This window comes from Mesorhizobium sp. L103C131B0 (assembly GCF_000502275.1).
GTDB lineage: Bacteria > Pseudomonadota > Alphaproteobacteria > Rhizobiales > Rhizobiaceae > Mesorhizobium.
On the sequence record NZ_AYXC01000009.1, the window covers coordinates 74,980 to 94,377 of the forward strand.

Consider the following 19,398-nt stretch of genomic DNA (forward strand, 5'->3'; position numbering starts at 1 on the left):
TTTGAAGGCCCCAATGGGAAGGCCGATTTTTTTGGAAGGCAAAGCGTGATCCGTTACGCGAAACCCACCACGCTCGACGAGGCGCTCGCTCTGCTGGGCGAGGGCGCCTGGCGCGTGCTTGCCGGCGGCACCGATTTCTATCCAGCGCAGGGCGCCAAACCGTTCCGCGAGAATGTTCTCGATATTAACGGCCTGCACTCGCTGCGCGGCATTGCCGAGACCGAAACCCATTGGGTTTTGGGCGCCCGCACCACCTGGACCGACCTTGTCCGCCATCCATTGCCGGCGGCTTTCGATGCGCTGAAGCAGGCCGCGCGCGAAGTGGGCTCCCTGCAGATCCAGAATGTCGCCTCGATCGCCGGCAATCTCTGCAATGCTTCGCCTGCCGCCGATGGCGTTCCGGGACTGCTGGTGCTGGACGCCGAGGTCGAGCTGCGCTCTGCAGCCGCGACGCGTAATCTGCCGCTGCAGGAGTTCATTCTCGGCAACCGCCGCACCGCGCTGCTACCGGGCGAGCTGGTCACCGCCATCCGGGTGCCGAAGCCCAGGGCCGCCGGCACGTCGGCCTTCGTCAAGCTCGGTGCGCGGCGCTACCTCGTCATCTCCATCGCCATGGTGGCGGCGCGCCTCGTTGCCGAGGCTGGCATCGTCATGGAAGCCGCTGTCGCGGTCGGGTCCTGCTCGGCCGTGGCCAAGCGGCTCGCCGCTGTCGAAGCCGTGCTGGTGGGCAAGCCTGTCCGCCCGGCACTCGCCGGTGCGATCTTGGCCGCGCCGATGACCGAGCTCTCGCCGATCGCCGACGTGCGCGGCAGCGCCGAATACCGGCTCGACGCAGCGCGCGAGCTTGTCGCCCGCGCCGTGCTGGGGGCTTGCGGGCTGACGAACGACAACAGCATGGTGGCGGCATGAGCCACTCCGAGATGATTGAAGCCCTGCCCGACCTCGTGCCGGGCCTCGGCATCGAGCGCGCCGAGATCGCCTTCGCCGTCAATGGCGCCGCCGTCTCGGTCAATGTGCCGCCGCTGCGCCGGCTGTCGCAGGTTTTGCGCGACGAATTGCAGCTGATGGGCACCAAGGTTGGCTGCGATGCCGGCGATTGCGGCGCCTGCACGGTGCTGGTCGACGGCGACGCCGTCTGCGCCTGCCTGATGCCGGCGGCCTCCGCAGCCGGGACGTCCGTAACGACCGTCGAAGGCCTCGCCGATCGCCGGCTGTCGGCGCTGCAGGCGTCTTTCCTGGCACATGGCGCCGCGCAATGCGGCATCTGCACGCCGGCGCTGCTGGTCGCGGCAACGGCGCTGCTGGATGGCACGCCGAATCCGACCGAGACGGAGGTGCAGGATGCGCTGGGTGGCATCCTGTGCCGTTGCACCGGCTACAGAAAGATCATCGCGGCAGTGATGGATGCGGGACGGTTCGAGACGTCGACCGACGGCGCTGCCCCTCATCCGCCTGCCGGCACCTTCACCCCGTACAGTGACGGGGAGAAGGGAAGTGCTCCAGCGCCGACGCTCCCCTCTCCCCGTTCTTCACGGGGAGAGGGTAAGGGTGAGGGGCAGCGCCAACGTCATTCGTTGGAATTCAACTTTGAACGTAGAATGCCAACCACAGGGAATGCTGTAGGCGCCTCCCCGGTCCGGCTCGACGGCGTGCCAAAAGTCACCGGCGCTGAAAAATTCGGCGCCGATGCCTTTCCCGCCGATGCGCTGGCCGTGCTGGTGGTCCGCTCGCCGCATTATCATGCCGGCTTCGCCTTCGGCGACCTGGAGGGCTGGGTGAAGTCGCATCCCGGCATCGTCGGCGTCTTCACCGCCGCCGACATTCCGGGAAAAAACTGTTTCGGCGTCATCGGTCCGTTTGCCGACCAGCCGGCGCTGGCCGAAGGCTTTGCGCGGCTGCGCGGCGAGGCAGTGGCGCTGGTCGCCGGCGAGCGCGAGGCCATGCTCGATCTCGACCTCCAGGATTTCCCGGTCCGCTGGACCGAGCTGCCGCATTTTCTGCAGCCCGGCGACGCGCAGGCAGAAGGGGCGGCGCTCATCCACGCGAACCGCCCGGCCAATTTGTTGACCAAGGGCTTTGTAGAGCGCGGCGACCCCGAGGCGGCGCTTGGCGAGGCTGCCTTCACAGTGTCCGGTGCCATCGACACCTCCTATGTCGAGCACGCCTACATCGAGCCGGAAGCCGGCCATGCCTACATGGACGGCGACACGCTGGTCGTCGTCGCCTGCACCCAGGCCCCCTACATGGACCGCGACGAAACGGCGAAGGTGCTCGGTCTTGCCGTCGACAAGGTGCGCATCGTGCCGACCGCGACCGGCGGCGGCTTCGGCTCGAAACTGGACGTTTCACTGCAGCCGCTCATCGGCCTTGTGGCGCTAAAGACCGGCCGGCCGGCAGCACTGGCCTACACCCGCAACGAATCCATGATGTCGACCACCAAGCGACATCCGTCGGAGATGAAGGCGACCATCGGCGTAGATGCCGAGGGCCATGTCACCGGCATGGTCTTCACAGGCGATTTCAACACCGGCGCCTATGCCAGCTGGGGCCCGACCGTCGCCAACCGCGTGCCGGTGCATGCCTCCGGTCCCTATGCGACGCCGAACTACCGCGCCGAAGGCCGCGCCATCCACACCCACGGGCCGATCTCCGGCGCCTTCCGTGGCTTCGGCGTGCCGCAGGCGACGATCATGCAGGAGACGCTTTACGATGAGCTTGCGGGCAAGCTTGGCATGGACCGGCTCGATTTTCGGCTGAAGAACTGCCTTCGGAACGGATCCGAAACGGTTACCGGACAGCGACTGGAGTCGGGCGTCGGCATTTTCGAGTGCCTCGACTCCTTGCGACCGCATTGGGCTCGCGCGAAGGCCGACGCAGATACATTCAACAATGCCAATACGAGCAAAAAGCGCGGCGTCGGCATCGCGTCCTGCTGGTATGGCTGCGGCAACACCTCGCTGCCCAATCCGTCGACCATAAGGGTCGGTATCTCGCCGGAGGGCGAGGTCATCCTGCACCAGGGCGCCGTCGATATCGGCCAGGGCTCCAACACCGTCATCGCCCAGATCTGCGCCGACGCACTCGGCCTGCCGCTGGAAAAATTCAAGCTGAAGAGCGCCGACACTGCGATCAGCCCCGACGCCGGCAAAACATCGGCCTCGCGCCAGACTTTTGTCACCGGCAAGGCGGCCGAAAAAGCCAGCCGCGCCTTGCGCGAAAAAATCCTGCGCTTTGCCAATGTCTCGGAGAATGCGGCCCTGCAATTGGACGGCCCGGCGATCGTCATTCGTGAGGGCGAAGCCACTCGGCGTATCGATCTCGCCGCGCTCGATGTCGATGCGGACGGCTACGTCTTCCGCGCCGAGGAAACCTACGACCCGCCGACGCTGCCGCTCGACGCCAAGGGCCAGGGCAAGCCTTACGCCGTCTATGGCTATGGCGCGCAGATCGCCGAACTGGAGGTCGACCTCAAGCTCGGCACGGTGAAGCTCTTGAAAATCACCGCCGCGCACGATGTAGGCAAGGCGATCAACCCGCTTCTGGTCGAAGGCCAGATCGAGGGCGGCATCGCGCAAGGCATCGGCATGGCGCTGATGGAGGAATACATCCCCGGCCGCACCGAGAATCTGCACGACTATCTCATTCCGACCATCGGCGACGTGCCTGAGATCGAGCACATTCTGATCGAGGTTCCCGATCCCGAGGGGCCGTTCGGCGCCAAGGGCCTGGGCGAGCATGTGCTGATCCCGACCGCACCCGCCATCCTCAACGCCATCCGCCACGCCACCGGCGTTCTCATCACCAAGGTTCCGGCGACGCCGACGCGCATCCGCGCCGCCATCCGCGAAAAAGATGGCATCGACGACAAGGAGGCACGCCGATGAGCGAGCTTGCCGAACGCTTCGAAACCCACGATCCCGGCGAAAAGCTGGTGGCGGAAAAGATCCGCTGCGATGCCTGTCCGGTCATGTGCTACATCGCCGATGGCCGCACCGGCGCCTGCGACCGCTACGGCAATGTCGGTGGCCGCATCGTGCGTATGGACCCGCTGACCATCCTCGACCATGCGGCAGAGAGCGGCGCCGCGGTCGTGCCTTTCACTGCCGAGGGCGAGCAATGGGACGGCGAACTGGTCAACACCGGCCGCCGCTTCGTCACTGCAATCGGCGCCGGCACCACCTATCCCGACTACAAGCCGGCTCCCTTCATCGTCAGCCAGGAGGTCGAGGGGGTCGATCTGGTGACCGTGGTCACCGAAGGCATTTTTTCATACTGCGGCGTCAAGGTGAAGATCGACACCGACCGCCATCTCGGTCCCGAAACGGCAATCGTGCGCGCGCAAGGCGAGCCGATCGGCCACGTCACGACAGGCGAGTATGGCTCGCAGATGCTGTCGCTGGGCGGCGTGCATCATCTGACCGGCGGCTCCAAGGCCGAAGGCCGGGCAACCTGTGACGCGATGCTCAGTCTGTGCAATCGCAAGCCGGTCGAACTGACCATCGATGGCGGCGCCACCATCATCGTCGAAGCCGGCAAACCACCTGTCATCGACGGCAAGCAGGAACACCGTATGCGGGTCGGCTGCGGCTCGGCCACGATCGGCATGTTCGCCACGCAATGGCGCGGCCTAGTCGACGAGGTGGTGGTGGTCGACGACCATATCACCGGCGTTGTCTCCGAGCATCAGGCCGGCAAGGTGCTGGGCTGGCAGGACACCGGCATCAAGATCATCGGCCGCCGCTCGACGCCGGGCCGCTATTTCAAGGTCTCCGAGCCCGGCCTTGGCTGGGGCGGCACCTCGATTTCCGACCCGCTGTCGATCCTCGGCGGATGGAACGCCAAGAAGGGCGCCCGCCCCGGCCTGTCGCTGCTGATGGTGTCGACCACCGGCGAGCAGTTCGCCTATTACGAACTCGACGACGAGTTGAAGCCGGTTGAAAAACCGTTCCCCGAGCGGCTGCAGAAATCGGTCGGCCTGATCGAGGACAATTGCGAGCCGGCGCTCTGCACCGTGCTGTTCATCGGCGGCGCCGGCGGGTCGCTGCGCGCCGGCGTCACCGAAAACCCGGTCAATCTCACCCGCTCGGTGCAGGGCTTGAAGACCTATGTTACCGTTGGCGGCGCGCCGGTCTATGTCTGGCCGGGCGGCGGCATCACGCTGATGGTCGACGTCATGCGCGTGCCGGAAGGCGCGTTCGGTTATGTCCCGACCCCGGCACTGGTGGCGCCGATCGAATTCACGCTGCGTCGCGACGACTATGTCCGGCTGGGCGGCTACGAGGCCGAGATACGAAGCGTCGAGGATATCGTTGCCAAAGGCGGCGAGTATCTCAACCCGCGTCGCGGCTCAGCCGCCGAGGCTCAAAACCCATGGCCGCCGCTCGCGCAATTGCGCCGCGTCGGCTCGAACGGGGCCACCTGATGCAAGGCCCGCAAGTCCACTGGCTGCAGGACGGTAAGCGGCTGCACCTCAACCACGGGCCGATCGACCTGATCGTCGAAGCCTTTGGTGAGGCGGCTGAGTGTCGTGCCGCCTACGATCAGGCGATCGAGCGCTTCCAGACGATCCTGATCGAGTTGGTCGAGGAGCTTCCCGAATTGCGGCTGCCGGCATTTTTCCTGGCGCCGCGCACCTTCGCCGGCCCGACGGCGCGGCGCATGGAAGCAGCCGTCATGCCCTTGGCGGAATGCTTCATCACGCCGATGGCCGCCGTCGCCGGATCGGTAGCCGACGAAATGCTCTCGGCATTGCTTGCCGGTCGCAGACTCGACCGGGCCTATGTCAACAATGGCGGCGACAGCGCCCTCCATATCGGCAAGGGCCAGTCGATGAACCTAGCGATCGCCGGCACCGGCAACGGCATGGCCGACCGCCTCACCATTCGCTCGGCGGACGGCGTGCGCGGCGTCGCCACCAGCGGCTGGCGCGGCCGTTCGTTCTCGCTTGGCATTGCCGACGCCGTCACCGTGCTGGCGCACACCGGCGCCGAGGCCGATGCGGCCGCGACACTCATTGCCAACGCCGTCGACCTGCCCGGCAATCCCGCCATCAAGCGCATTCCCGCGCAGGACTTGGCGCCCGACAGCGATCTCGGCGCGCGGCTGGTGACACAAGCCGTCGGCATGCTCGCGCGTGGCGATGTGGAGCGGGCGCTGGACAATGGCCTTGCCGTCGCCGAAGATTTTCGCCGGCGCGGCCTGATTGCCGCATCGGCGCTGTTTCTAGGTGGGGAAGCGCGCATCAGTGGTTCCATGGCGCTTGCCGCGCCCAACAAAAATCCAGGGAAGGAAGTTGCCCATGCCTGAGTTTCCGATCCGCAAAATCGCGGTTCTGACCGAAGAGATCTTTCACGATGGCGGGCCGGTCGCAGCTGCGCCACGCCGCCGCGCTGCAGCCGTGGCCCTGGTGAAGAACCCGTTCGCCGGCCGCTACGTCGAAGAACTGCAGAGCGCCATGGACGATCTGAAGCCGCTCGGCCTGCTGCTCACCGACAAGCTCATTGCCGCATTGGGCGGCGACATCAAGCAGATCGACGCCTACGGCAAGGGCACCATCGTCGGTTCGTCAGGGGAGCTGGAGCACGGCGCGCTGTGGCATGTGCCGGGCGGTTACGCCATGCGCGAGCGGCTGGGCGACGCCAAGGCGATCGTGCCGTCGGCAACCAAGGTCGGCGCCTTCGGCTCGCGGCTCGACGTGCCGCTCGGCCACACCAACGCCGCCTATGTGCGTAGCCATTTCGACGCCATGGAGGTCGGTCTCAGCGACGGGCCGCGCGCCGACGAAATCCTGTTCTGCCTCGCCATGAGCTGCGGCCCCCGCGTGCACGACCGCATGGGCGGCCTGGCGGTCGGCGACATCAAGGCCTGGGACGGCTTGCGATGAGCGGCGGGGACAATCTTCTCAAGCTCGTCGAGGCCGAAGAGCCCGACGAACATGACTACCGCCTGCAGGAGCAGGTCGGCTTCATCCTGCGCAAGGCGCATCAGCGCCATGTCTCGATCTTTGCCGCCCAGATCAGCGACCTGACGCCGCCGCAATTTGCTGCACTTGCCAAGCTGCACGATGTCGGCGAGACCTCGCAGAACCAGTTGGGCACGCTGATCGCCATGGACGCGGCGACGGTCAAGGGCGTCATCGACCGGCTGAAGGCGCGAGGCCTGGTAGACCTGACCAAGCACGAGGTCGACAAGAGGCGGCTGCTGGTCAGTCTCACGCCCCGGGGACGCGAGGCGATCGAACGGCTGATCCCGTTGGCCCGCGCCATCACCCAGGAAACGCTGGCGCCGCTGACCGCCAAGGAAGCGGCCACCTTTATGCGGCTGCTGGCAAAGTTGGCCTGAGCAATCAGGCGCGCAGCCTCGCGCCTTCGGGATCGAAGAACGGCATCGGCGCCACCACCGCCCGTGTCGGCTTGCCGTCGATGTCGATGCTGAGCTCGGTTCCGATGGCGGTGAACGGCAGCCGCAAATGCGCCGTCGCCAGAACTTTGCCTAAGGAATAGCCGTGATCGCTGTAGGTGACGACGCCGGCATCCTCGCCGTCGGCGAAAACCCTGGCATCCGTCGCGGCCGGCTTGTCACCGTCGAGAATCAGCCCGGTCCAGCGTTCGTGGAGCCCCTTGCCGCGAATTGTGAGCAATGCCTCGCGGCCGATGAACTCGCCCTTGTCGAACTTGATCCAGCGATCGAGCCCGACATGGAAGGGCGTACGGCTCTCGTCCATGTCGATGCCATGCGCCGGATAGGCCTTTTCCAGCCCGAGCGTGAACATGGCCAGCACGCCGTATGGCTTCAGGCCGAAATCGCTACCGGTCCGCATCAGCGCGTCCCAGACGGAAGTGGCCTCGTCCGCCGGCACGAACAGTTCGAAGCCGAGCTCGCCGGTCACCCCGGTGCGTGAGATCAGGACTTTGGTCTCGCCGACGCGCCCTGAAGTGAACGCCCAGCGTTTCAACTCATCGAGATCGGCATCCGAAACCAGTGCTTTCAGCAGCTCGCGGGAACGCGGCCCCTGTATCGTCGGAAAGGCGACGGCCGCCGTGATGTCGGTGACATAGGCCTTTCGCGCTTCAGCATGATGTTGCAGCCAGGGCAGCATCTTCAGCCGGTTGACCGAGCCGGTCACCAGCATGAAATGCTCAGGCGCCAGCCGGAACACGGTGAGGTCGTCCATGATACCGCCATCGTCGCGGCAGACGGTGGAATAGCGCACCTGGCCGGGGCTCATCGCGGCCGCATCGTTGACGATGATGTGGTTGACCAGCGCCTCGGCTTCCGCCCCCTTGATGTCCATCTTGCCCATGGTGCTGAGATCCTGCACGCCGACATTCTTGCGCGTGTTCAGATGCTCGTCGGCGATGCCGGAATAAGTTTTGGCCGAGACGAAGTCGCCGCCGACCCGGCCCATCGTGGCGCCGAGGCCAACGATGCTGGTGTAGAAAGGGGAGCGCCGCTCAACCAAGAAACTTCTCCGTCATCTCATGAAAACGGCAGCGCCTGATGGCGCTGCCGAGGTAGGAGCGGTGAAGGGGTTAACTTCCGTAGACGTCGAACAAGAAGTATTTGTCGTTGATTTCCTTGTACTTGCCGTTGGCACGCAGGGCGTCGATGGCGGCATTGAACTTGTCGGCCAGTTCCTTGTTGCCCTTTTGCAGGGCGATGCCGACGCCGGGTCCATGAATGGCCGGATCGGCGGCCAGCGTGCCGAGCAATTTGCAGCAGGCGCCATCGGGCTTCTTCAGCCATTCGGTCAGGATGATCGAGCCGTCCATCATCGCGTCCAGCCGGCCATTGGCCATGTCGGTGCGGGCGTCGTCGCCGGTCGGATAGGCCTTGACGGTCGAGCCGGAGTATTTCTTCTCGGCGAAATTCTGGTGGATGGTGGCGCTCTGCACGCCCAGCACCTTGCCCTTCAGATCGTCAGGCGACGTGCCTGCAATGGTCGAATCCTTCGGCACGGCGATGGCCGGTGGCGTCTGGTAATATTTGTGGGTGAACTCGACCTTCTCGGCCCGTTCCGGCGTGATGGTGATGTTGATGATGGCGTCGAACTTGCCGGCCTGCAGCGCCGGAATGGAACCATCGAAATCCTGTACGGAGAATTCGCACTCGGCCTTCATCTCGGCACACAGCGCCTTGCCGAGGTCGATGTCGAAGCCGCCCAGCGTGCCGTCCGAATTGGCATAGTTGAAGGGCGGATAGGCGCCCTCGGTCCCGATCCTGAGTTTCTCGGCGGAGGCAGCACCGGTCCCAAGCAGCAGGGCGGCGGAAGCGGCAAGCACGAAACGACCGAAAAGACGCATGTTCCTGATCTCCGTTGACTAAGCAATTCCAGGGAAGGTGTTGGCGGTTTCCCGTCCGGAATTGCGCGAAAACAAGGATAGAAGTCTATGGTCTTTTGCAGGCCCCACGGAGACGGAAACGACATGCTCTGCGGCGATCACGGCGTGGCAAGCCGTCCTTCCCCAGGAATCTTACTGTGATCTAAATTACAGACCGATCATGGACATGGGCGCATGCTCAGCTGGAAGTAGACGGTCGTGGGAGGGACCTGGGGATGGACCAGCAGGAATTCGTGCAGGAAGCCGCGCAGCGGCGCATAGACGACGACATCGCCAAGCGCATCAGGGTTCACCAGGCCAACATCGAGCGGCTCGAAACCGCAAGGGAAAGTGCCGGCAATCTCGAGGCGGCCGTCGCCAACCGGCCGCTGGTGATGCTGGCGCAGGGCGATTCCTGGTTCGACTATCCGCTCACCGGGAACGGATTTCCGTTCGTCGACACCGATGTGATCGCGCAGCTGCGCCGCATCGGCTCGATGCCGCCGACCATCCTCAACCTTGCCCATCATGGCGATGCGGCGACCGACGAGATGTCGCTGCCCAAGCAGCAGCGCATGATCGCCGCCCTGCGCAACAAGGCCAACTGGCTGGACGGCAAGCCCGATGCCATCCTGTTCTCTGCCGGTGGCAACGACATTGCCGGCGACCAGTTCTGCATCTTCCTCGACTTCAATGACGGCCACGCCCCCGGGCTGAACAAGAACCGCTTCACCAAGGCGCTCGGCATGGTCGAGGCCTGCTATCTCGATTTGTTCGCGCTGCGCGACCGCGTCGCGCCAGGCGTGCCGATCTTTGGCCATTGCTATGATTTTCCGATCCCGAACGGAGCGCATCCGTCCTGTGTCGGCCCGTGGCTGAAACCGTCGCTCGATTTCTGCAACTGGACGGTCGCCAAGGGCACGGTCATCGTTCACGACGCGCTGGCGGCGTTCCGCGATGTGGTGAAGCGCCTGGCCGACGATCCCAACAACAATTTCCATCTGGTCGACACGCAGGGAACGTTGAAGGTGGCCGACTGGGCCAACGAACTGCATCCCGATCCCGCCGGCTTCAAGAAGATCGCGCAAAAATTCGCCGATGCGCTGAAGGCCAAGCTGCAGACCTGACGCGGCTCGGGCCTGTCGGCTGTCAGGTTCCGAACAGCTCTTTGGCTTGTTCAACGGTGTAGTAACCAAGCCTGATGTCTTCGGCGACCAGTTTCGGGTCGCGCTCACGCGGATCGCCATAGCCGCCGCCCCCGGGCGTGCCGACCCTCACGCGGTCGCCGGCCTTGAGCGCGATGTCCTGTTCCTTGGACAGATGCGGCGGCACATGTGCCTCGCCGTCGCGGAACACGGTCACCGTGTTCACCGCGCCGTCCTTGCCGCCGAGCGCGCCTTGCGGGCCGAAACGGCCATGGTCCATGACGAAGGACGCGCGCGCCTCTCCTCGCAATATCTCGACCTCATAGGCGAGGCCGAAGCCGCCGCGCTGCTTGCCGGCGCCGCCCGAGCCTTCGCGCAAGGCATAGTGGCGGTAGAGAACCGGAAAGGCCTGCTCCATGATCTCGACCGGCGGCGATTTCGAAATGCCGATGGTCGAGCAGCCATTGGTCAGGCCGTCATGGCCGGAATTGCCGCCATAGCCGCCGCCGGAGATCTGATACATCACATAGTCGCGGCCGCGCGCCGGATCGTTGCCGCCCAGCGCGAAATTGCCGCTGGAGCCGGCGGGCGCGGCCGTCACCTTTTCCGGCAGCGCCTGCACCATCGCCGCGAACACCGCCTCGGCGATGCGCTGCGAGACTTCAGCCGCACAGCCGGAGACGGGACGCGGGTAATTGGCGTCGAGGAACGTGCCTTCCGGCCGCTTGACGATCAGCGGCTCGAAAGCGCCGGCGCTGATCGGCACATCAGGGAAAATATGGCGCATGGCGAGATAGACCGACGACAATGTCGTCGCCAGCACGCTGTTCATCGGCCCGGCACAGGGTTTTGACGAACCTGTGAAATCGAAGGTCAGCGTATCGCCCTTCTTCTCCACCGCGAGCGCGATGGTCAGCGGCTCGTTGACCACGCCGTCCGAGTCGACAAAGGCCTTCGAGCTGTAGGTGCCGTCGGGAATGGCGGAGATGTTGGCGCGCATCTGCTCGGCGGCGCGGCGACGCAGTTCGGCGATCGCCCCGACGACGGTTTCGTCCCCGTAACGATCGAGGATTCCATTGAGCCGGTCCTGACCGATCAACAGTGCCGCGGCTTGCGCCCTTATATCGCCGATGCGCTGGTCGGCGACGCGGATGTTGGAGCAGATGATGGCGTAGATTTCGGTGTCGAGCACGCCCTTCTTGAACAGCTTGACCGGCGGCAGCCGCAGGCCTTCCTGCTCGACGGCTGTGGCGGAGGCGGAGAAGCCGCCCGGCACCGAGCCACCGATATCGGGCCAGTGGCCGGTATTCGATAGCCAGCAAAATATCTTGCCGTCGCGGTAGACTGGCATGGCGAAGCGCACGTCCATGAGATGCGTGCCGCCGAGATAGGGATCGTTGACGATGTAGATGTCGCCCGGCTCAGGCGGCAGGCAACGGCCGTCGGCGATCATCTCGATCACCGTTTTGGTCGAATACTGCATGACGCCGACGAACACCGGCAGGCCCTGGCTGCCTTGTGCGATCAACGAACCATCGACGGCCGAGTAGATGCCGTCGGAGCGGTCATTGGCCTCGGCGATGACAGGCGAGAAGGCAGCGCGGGAGAAAGTGAGATCCATCTCGTCGCAGACCTGCTGCAAGGCTGCCTGCAGGACCGAAAGCGTGATGGCGTCGAGCTTTTGCATCTCAGGCCTCGCCAATGTCGATGATGATGTTGCCGTCGGCGTCCGATCTTGCGCGGTCGCCGGGTTCGAGCACGGTGGTGGCGTCCATCTGTTCGAGGATCGCCGGCCCTTGGATAACGGCATCGAGCGGCAATTTTTCGCGTGCGTATATCGGCGTATCGTGCCAGCGTCCGGCATACCAGACCGGCCTTGTCTCGCGCAGCGCCTCGTCTAGCGTCTTTGTACGTCCGGCCGGGTCGATCAGCCGTGACAGGTCGATTGCCGGCCGCACGCCCGTCACCGACGTGTTGAGGTTGACCAGATTGGCGCGGATCTCCGGCAACTCGACCTTGAAGCGGGCGAAATAGGCTTTTTCGAACAGCGCCTGCAACTCCTGCCTTGTCACCGATGAAGACGGCAGCGCCACGTTGATGATGTGGGTCTGGCCGACGAACTGCATGTCGGCAGAGTGCGTAACGCGGATCGTTTCCGGCTTCACCGCTTCCTTGCCGATCAGTTCCTCGCCTTCCCCGCGGTGACGTTCCAGCACCTCGCGAAGCCGGGCTTCATCAAGCACGGCGACCGGCTGGTTGATGGTGTTGACGAAGTCATGGCGCAGATCGGCCACGACGCAGCCGAGCGCGTTGGTGATGCCCGGACGGGCCGGCACCAGCACGCGGGGCAGGCCGAGTTCGCGCGCCAGCGCGGTTGCATGCAGCGGCCCGGCGCCGCCGAAGGCGAACAGCGCGAAATCACGCGGATCATGGCCGCGCGACACCGAGACCATGCGGATGGCGCCGGCCATTTTCATGTTGCCGAGCCGCAGGATTGCACCCGCCGCCTCGACGCCGGAGAGGCCGGTGGCCTTGCCTATTCTGTCTTCGAAGATGCCGGTGACGCGCTCGACGGTGACCGGATTTTCGACCGCCAGCAGTTTTTTCGGCGCCAGCCGTCCCAGCACCAGATTGGCATCGGTGATGGTCGGCTCCAAGCCGCCGCGGCCGTAGCAGATCGGACCGGGATTGGCGCCGGCACTTTCCGGGCCGATCTGGATCAGGCCGGCCGCATCAACGCGCGCGATCGAGCCGCCGCCGGCGCCGACCGTATGCACCGCCACCATCGGCACATGGATCGGCATCGCATATTCGATCTCGATCTCGTTGGAGACCGCCGGCTCGGCGTTGCGGATCAGCGCCACATCGGTCGAGGTGCCGCCCATGTCGTAGGTGACGAGGTTTTCAAAGCCGGCGCGCTTGCCCGTATAGGCGGCCGCGATGACACCCGAAGCCGGGCCTGACATCACGGTCTTGGCCGACTCGCGCGTGACGAAGCGGGCCGAGATCATGCCGCCATTGCCGTTCATGATCAGGAAGTCGCGGGCATAGCCCTTGGCAGCCAATTCCTTGCGCAGCCGCTCGACATAACGCTCGAGGATCGGCTGCACCGAGGCGTTCACCGCGGCGGTCACGCCGCGCTCGAATTCGCGGGCTTCCGACAGCAGCGCATGGCCAGTCGTGATGTAGCCGTTCGGCCAAAGCTCGGCGGCGATTTCGGCCGCGCGCCGCTCATGCGAAGGGTTGGCGTAGGAATGCAGGAAATGGATGACCAGGGACTCGCAGCCGGCCCCGATCAGCGTCTTCACGGCGTCGCGCATCTCGGCCTCGTCGAGCGGCGTGCGCACCGCGCCCGACGCCTCGACGCGCTCCGACACTTCGAGCCGGAGATCGCGCGGGATGATCGGAACGAAGCTTCCGGTCATGCCGTAGGGCTGCGGCCGTGTGCGGCGGCCAAGCTCGATCACGTCGCGAAAACCGCGCGTGGTGATCATGCCGGTTTTCGCCAGCCTGCGTTCCAGCACCGCATTGGTGGTGGTGGTCGTGCCATGCACGATGAGGTCGATGCCGTCTATGGCAAAGCCTGTGGCGCCCAGCGCTGAAACCACGCCGAACGCCTGGTTGTCGACCGTCGTCGGCGTCTTGGCGATATGCACCTTTCCGCCGTCATTTCCGTCGATCAAAATGAGGTCGGTGAAGGTTCCGCCAACATCGATGCCGGCAACGACGTCGCCTGCGGAATCCGGCTGCTTCACCGAAAAATTCTCTTTCATTGTCGAAATCCGAAATGGCGGAACTACGAATATGCCGCAGTTTGGAAAGCTGTTTTAGCGTGGTATCTTGACACAAATATCGTTTGTATACTAATAAATTTGGGACACAAGAGCTCACTGCTTTGGAGTGTGTGAACGGCTCGCCGGGACCTGAATGGTCTGGGCGCGCAGGAAACGGTTTGGCGCCCGCACAGGCGTGGGCAAGACAGAGTTGGATTGATGAACACCACATCCGCACTCAACACAGCCGGCGCCCGTCCGCTGCAGTTTCCGATTCCGGCCAATGTCTATGCCGAAACCGTCGTCTCGGTGAAGCATTACACCGACCGCCTGTTCTCGTTCCGCATCACCCGTCCGCAGTCGCTGCGCTTCCGCTCCGGCGAGTTCGTCATGATCGGGCTGCCCAATGCCGAAAAGCCGGTGTACCGCGCCTATTCGGTCGCCAGCCCGGCCTGGGACGAAGAGCTGGAATTCTTCTCGATCAAGGTGCCGGATGGTCCGCTGACCTCCGAACTGCAGAAGATCCAGGTCGGCGACACCGTCATCATGCGCCAGAAGTCGACCGGCACGCTGGTTGTCGACGCGCTGACCCCGGCAAAGCGCCTGTTCATGATCTCGACCGGCACCGGCATCGCGCCCTTCGCCAGCCTTCTGCGCGACCCCGATACCTACGAAAAATTCGATCAGGTCATCCTGACCCACACCTGCCGCGACAATGCCGAACTGACCTATGGCCAGGAACTGGTGGCCGCGCTCGAGAACGATCCCCTGATCGGCGAACTGACCGGCGGCCGCGTCACCCTCTACAATTCGACGACCCGCGAAGAATCGGCGCGCATGGGCCGCATCACGGCGCTGATCGGCTCGGGCAAGTTCTACGCCGACCTCGGCATCGAGAAGCTCAATCCGGAGACGGACCGCATCATGATCTGCGGCTCGATGCATATGCTGAAGGACGTCAAGGAAATGGCCGAAGGCCTCGGCTTCCATGAGGGCTCGCTCAGCCATCCCTCGACCTTCGTCGTCGAGCGCGCTTTCGTCGGCTGACATCAGCAGGCGCCTCGGCGCCTGCTTCTCGATTGGAATTTTGACCATGCGGTCAAAATTCAGCTGCTTTCGCCGCCTTTTTCCGCTATGACCGCTTGAAGGACTCGTGAAGCGATGCTTCACGGGCTATCTTCGGTGTGCGTCGCCTAAAGCCGCCGTGCGGTCCGGGAGCAACGACACGCACCACGACGTAAAATCGTCGAGCGAAAGGGCAGGAGATGAGCAGCACAATCCGCGAAGCCGATCTCGGCGCGTCCAAGGTCACGCCGCTGCCGGCACGTGCGGCCGCCAACACGCCCGTGCCGCAAAGCCACGGTATTGCCCGCAACACCGGCATGCGGCTCGATCTCGGCTTCATGGAATCGGTGCGCTCGGTCAACCGCTCGGCGCTGGAACGCAGGGTCGCCAGCCTCACAAAGCGGCGCTCGATCAAGGCTGACAACCAGGCAGCATGGCTGCTGCGCGCGGTCTCCTGCATGGATTTGACGACGCTGAATTCCAACGACACCGAAGAGCGCGTCCGCCGCCTGTGCGCCAAGGCGATCAACCCGTTCCGTCGCGACATCGTCGAGGGGCTTGGCATCGAGGGCGAGAAAATCCGCCCGGCAGCGGTCTGCGTCTATCATCCCTTCGTCGCGACGGCTGTTGATGCCGTGCGCGGCACCGGCATCCATGTCGCCGCCGTCTCCACCGCCTTCCCGCACGGCCTTGCGCCGCTGTCGACGCGCCTGCAGGAGATCGAGGCCTCGGTCCGCGACGGCGCCGACGAGATCGACGTGGTCATCCCGCGCGGCCTGGTCTTCGGCGCCAAATGGCAGGAACTCTACAACGAGATCGTCTCGATGCGCGAAGCTTGTGGTGATGCGCATTTGAAGGTCATTCTCGGCACCGGCGACCTCGCCACGCTGCGCAACGTCATGCTGGCCTCGATGGTGGCGATGATGGCGGGCGCCGATTTCATCAAGACCTCGACCGGCAAGGAAAGCGTCAACGCCACGCTGCCCGTTGGGCTGGCCATGGTGCGCGCCATCAGGGCCTATTTCGAGGAGACCGGCTTTCTCATCGGCTTCAAGCCGGCCGGCGGCATTTCCACCGCCAAGGCGTCGCTCGACTGGCTGGTGCTGATGAAGGAAGAACTCGGACGGCCATGGCTAGAACCGGATCTGTTCCGCTTCGGCGCCTCGAGCCTCTTGACTGACATCGAGCGTCAGCTCGAGCATCACCTGACCGGCCACTACTCGGCCAACCATCGCCACGCAATGGCGTGAGGTGGATGAAGGCCTTGAACGTCGAGTTCCTTCGCGCCCCCCTCTGTCCTGCCGGACATCTCCCCCACTTGGGGGGAGATTGGCTAACGTCGGCGATTTCGCCAATTGTCGACGTTTCAGAGCTGACAGGCGCGAATGCTGATCTCCCTTCTTGTGGGGGAGATGTCCGGCAGGACAGAGGGGGGCGCGACAAAGCGCCTGCCAAAACAAATATCCGGAGCGCGTCATGAACATCCTCGAACGCTACCACGCCATGGAATACGGCCCGGCGCCGGAAGCCCGCACCGAGGCCGATGCCTGGCTCGCCGCGCGCGACTTCGGCAAGGCGCTGTTCATCGACGGCGCCTGGAAGGCAGCAGGCGGCGGCAAGACTTTCGAGACCAGCGAACCCTCCTCCGGCAAGCTGCTGGCCAAGATCTCCGATGCCGGCGCCGCCGATATCGACGCAGCCGTCGCCGCAGCCACCAGGGCCTTACCGAAATGGTCGGCATCCTCGGGCTACCAGCGCGCAAAAGTGCTTTACGCCATTGGCCGCGCGATGCAGCGTCATCAGCGCCTGTTCGCAGTGCTTGAGTCAATCGACAACGGCAAGCCGATCCGCGAAAGCCGCGACATCGACGTGCCGCTGGCCATCCGCCATTTCATCCATCATGCCGGATGGGCGCAGGCGCTGGACAAGGATTTCCCCGGCCACAAGGGTGTCGGTGTCGTCGGCCAGATCATTCCGTGGAATTTCCCGCTGCTGATGCTGGCCTGGAAGATCGCGCCGGCCCTCGCCGCCGGCTGCACGGTGGTGCTGAAGCCGGCCGAATTCACCCCCCTCACGGCCATCCTGTTCGCTGAGATCTGCGAGCGCGCCGGCGTGCCCAAGGGCGTCGTCAACATCGTCCAGGGTGGACCTGAAGCGGGCGTCGCCATCGTCAACCATCCCGGCATCCAGAAGATCGCCTTCACTGGTTCCTCGGAAGTCGGCAAGATCATCAGGAAAGCCACGGCTGGATCGGGCAAGAAACTGTCTCTGGAGCTCGGCGGCAAGTCGGCCTTCATCGTCTTCGAGGACGCCGATCTCGACAGCGCCGTCGAAGGACTGGTCGACGGCATCTGGTTCAACCAGGGCCAGGTCTGCTGCGCCGGGTCACGGCTTCTGGTGCAGGAAGGCATTGCCGATGCGTTGATCGCCAAGGTCAAGGTCAGGATGAGCCGGCTTCGCGTCGGCAGCCCGCTCGACAAGAACACCGATATCGGCCCGCTGGTCGACGCCACACAGCTCGACCGCGTCAAGGGCCTGGTCGCAGAAGGCGCCAGACAGGGCGCCGTCTGCTGGCAGCCCGACGCAGTGCTGCCGTCTTCCGGCTACTACCACCTGCCGACGCTCGCCACCGGTGTTTCGCCGGCAAATATATTGGCGCAGGAAGAGGTGTTCGGTCCGGTTCTGGCCACCATGACCTTCCGCAACACCGAGGAAGCGATCGAGCTTGCCAACAACACGCGCTATGGGCTGGCCGCCTCGGTGTGGAGCGAAAACATCAATCTCGCGCTGCATGTCGCGCCGCAATTGAAGGCCGGCGTCGTCTGGGTCAACGGCACCAACATGTTCGACGCCGCCTGCGGCTTCGGCGGCTATCGCGAAAGCGGCTTTGGCCGCGAGGGCGGGCGCGAGGGCATGTTCGAATATCTCTCGGCAAAACTGCCGCTTGGTCCCGTGATCAAGCCGGCGACCTCTTCGGCGCAGCCCGTCGAGCAATCGGATGGCGGCGCCATCGATCGTACGGCCAAACTGTTCATCGGCGGCAAGCAGGTGCGGCCCGATGGTAATTATTCGCTTTCTGTCGCCACTGCCAGGGGCAAGCTGGCCGGCGAAGTCGGTCTCGGCAGCCGCAAGGACATCCGCGACGCCGTTGCCGCCGCCCGCGCCTGCAAGGCCTGGACGGAAGCGACCGCCTACAACCGTTCCCAGGTGCTCTTTTATCTCGCCGAAAACCTGTCCGGCCGCACCGGCGAATTTACCGCACGCTTGTCCGAACTGACCGGCGCCAACGCCAAGGCCGCGCGGGAGGAAGTGGAACAATCGATCGAGCGCCTGTTCCTCTATGCCGGCCTTGCCGACAAGTATGAGGGCAGGGTGCATCAGCCACCGGCCCGCGCCGTCACGCTCGCTTTGCACGAGCCGGTCGGCGTCCTCGGCATCGTCGCCCCGGACAGCGCGCCGCTGCTCGGCTTGATCTCCCTGATCGCACCTGCGCTTGCCATGGGCAACACGGTGGTGGCCGTGCCGTCGGAAAAATACCCGCTGCTTGCCACCGATCTCTACCAGGTGATCGAATATTCCGACGTTCCGGCAGGCGCCATCAACATCGTCACCGGCCGCACGGCGGAGCTTGCCGGCGTGCTGGCCAAGCATGACGATGTCGACGGGCTCTGGCTGTTTGCCGATGCCGACACTTGCGCCAAGGCGGAGGCCGATTCCATCGGCAATCTCAAGCGCGTCTGGACCGGCAACGGCCGCAGCCTCGACTGGGCGTCCGACGAGGCCGCCGGCGATGCCCTGCTGCGCCGCGCCGTCGAAGTGAAGAACGTCTGGGTGCCATACGGCGACTAATGCCGCCTGAAACGCGCTGTGCTTGAGCGAACCATGGCAACGTGACTCGTTGCCCGGTTGTCATACATGTTGTTGCATCAGAGCAAGCGATGTGCATTACATCGGCCGTCGCGAAGGTGATCGCGTTCGGGCTTGACGCCCGAACGTGTGTTCTTTAACCAGAAAAAACATTTGTTATTTTGGACTGATGGATTGTGCAGGCCGCATAGTCGCGCCTGTCTGGCACAGGACGCCCCGGTCAGCCGG

At 64.5% G+C, this 19,398-nt stretch carries 14 protein-coding genes; 10 read left to right on the top strand and 4 right to left on the bottom strand.

Annotated elements, in window-relative coordinates; translation table 11 throughout:
- Window positions 1-45 precede the first annotated feature (45 nt).
- The 6 genes from X730_RS148045 to X730_RS148020 are packed head-to-tail and all read left to right on the top strand — an operon-like array spanning window position 46 to window position 7,341.
- Window positions 46-909: a xanthine dehydrogenase family protein subunit M gene (locus X730_RS148045; RefSeq protein ID WP_023826642.1), complete on the top strand. Its 864-nt coding sequence runs from the start codon at window positions 46-48 to the stop codon at window positions 907-909.
- The gene (locus X730_RS148040; protein ID WP_155922461.1) at window positions 906-3,884 is read left to right on the top strand and encodes a molybdopterin-dependent oxidoreductase; all 2,979 of its coding nucleotides are present in this window, start codon (window positions 906-908) and stop codon (window positions 3,882-3,884) included. The genes X730_RS148045 and X730_RS148040 overlap by 4 nt, the downstream gene beginning before the upstream one ends.
- The gene (locus tag X730_RS148035; RefSeq protein WP_023703689.1) at window positions 3,881-5,422 is read left to right on the top strand and encodes a hypothetical protein; all 1,542 of its coding nucleotides are present in this window, start codon (window positions 3,881-3,883) and stop codon (window positions 5,420-5,422) included. Before X730_RS148040 ends, X730_RS148035 begins: the two co-directional genes overlap by 4 nt.
- Window positions 5,422-6,306: a thiamine biosynthesis protein ApbE gene (locus X730_RS148030; RefSeq protein WP_023826644.1), complete on the top strand. Its 885-nt coding sequence runs from the start codon at window positions 5,422-5,424 to the stop codon at window positions 6,304-6,306. The genes X730_RS148035 and X730_RS148030 overlap by 1 nt, the downstream gene beginning before the upstream one ends.
- Window positions 6,299-6,883, top strand: a complete 585-nt coding sequence (locus X730_RS148025) for an amino acid synthesis family protein (protein ID WP_023806235.1) — start codon at window positions 6,299-6,301, stop codon at window positions 6,881-6,883. Before X730_RS148030 ends, X730_RS148025 begins: the two co-directional genes overlap by 8 nt.
- Entirely contained in the window at window positions 6,880-7,341 is a 462-nt protein-coding gene (locus X730_RS148020) for a MarR family transcriptional regulator (protein ID WP_023700432.1), read from the top strand. The genes X730_RS148025 and X730_RS148020 overlap by 4 nt, the downstream gene beginning before the upstream one ends.
- Window positions 7,342-7,345: 4 nt before the next feature.
- Here X730_RS148020 and X730_RS148015 read toward each other — a convergent pair whose 3' ends face one another.
- Both X730_RS148015 and X730_RS148010 read right to left on the bottom strand, forming a co-directional pair.
- The gene (locus tag X730_RS148015) at window positions 7,346-8,461 is read right to left on the bottom strand and encodes an aminomethyltransferase family protein (protein ID WP_023826645.1); all 1,116 of its coding nucleotides are present in this window, start codon (window positions 8,459-8,461) and stop codon (window positions 7,346-7,348) included.
- Between the two features lie 70 nt (window positions 8,462-8,531).
- The gene (locus X730_RS148010; RefSeq protein ID WP_023700430.1) at window positions 8,532-9,302 is read right to left on the bottom strand and encodes an ABC transporter substrate-binding protein; all 771 of its coding nucleotides are present in this window, start codon (window positions 9,300-9,302) and stop codon (window positions 8,532-8,534) included.
- 254 nt (window positions 9,303-9,556) lie between these two features.
- On the opposite strand from X730_RS148010, the gene X730_RS148005 reads away from it, so the two are divergent.
- Complete coding sequence (locus X730_RS148005) at window positions 9,557-10,447, top strand: SGNH/GDSL hydrolase family protein (protein ID WP_023689203.1); 891 nt, start codon at window positions 9,557-9,559, stop codon at window positions 10,445-10,447.
- Between the two features lie 22 nt (window positions 10,448-10,469).
- On the opposite strand, the gene X730_RS148000 is transcribed toward X730_RS148005, so the two are convergent.
- Complete coding sequence (locus X730_RS148000; protein ID WP_023826646.1) at window positions 10,470-12,152, bottom strand: hydantoinase B/oxoprolinase family protein; 1,683 nt, start codon at window positions 12,150-12,152, stop codon at window positions 10,470-10,472.
- A 1-nt stretch (window position 12,153) separates the two neighbouring features.
- Window positions 12,154-14,238, bottom strand: a complete 2,085-nt coding sequence (locus tag X730_RS147995; RefSeq protein ID WP_023700428.1) for a hydantoinase/oxoprolinase family protein — start codon at window positions 14,236-14,238, stop codon at window positions 12,154-12,156.
- A 219-nt stretch (window positions 14,239-14,457) separates the two neighbouring features.
- Here X730_RS147995 and X730_RS147990 point away from each other — a divergent pair, with 219 nt between their 5' ends.
- The 3 genes from X730_RS147990 (at window position 14,458) to X730_RS147980 (ending at window position 19,152) form a co-directional block, all read left to right on the top strand.
- Window positions 14,458-15,285 carry a ferredoxin--NADP reductase gene (locus X730_RS147990; protein ID WP_023700427.1) on the top strand — a complete coding sequence of 276 codons (828 nt, stop codon included), beginning with the start codon at window positions 14,458-14,460 and terminating at the stop codon, window positions 15,283-15,285.
- 218 nt (window positions 15,286-15,503) lie between these two features.
- Window positions 15,504-16,553 (top strand): deoxyribose-phosphate aldolase, encoded by a 1,050-nt coding sequence (gene deoC / locus X730_RS147985; RefSeq protein ID WP_023703681.1) that lies wholly within the window; start codon window positions 15,504-15,506, stop codon window positions 16,551-16,553.
- A 226-nt stretch (window positions 16,554-16,779) separates the two neighbouring features.
- Entirely contained in the window at window positions 16,780-19,152 is a 2,373-nt protein-coding gene (locus tag X730_RS147980) for an aldehyde dehydrogenase family protein (RefSeq protein ID WP_023826647.1), read from the top strand.
- Window positions 19,153-19,398: the final 246 nt, after the last annotated feature.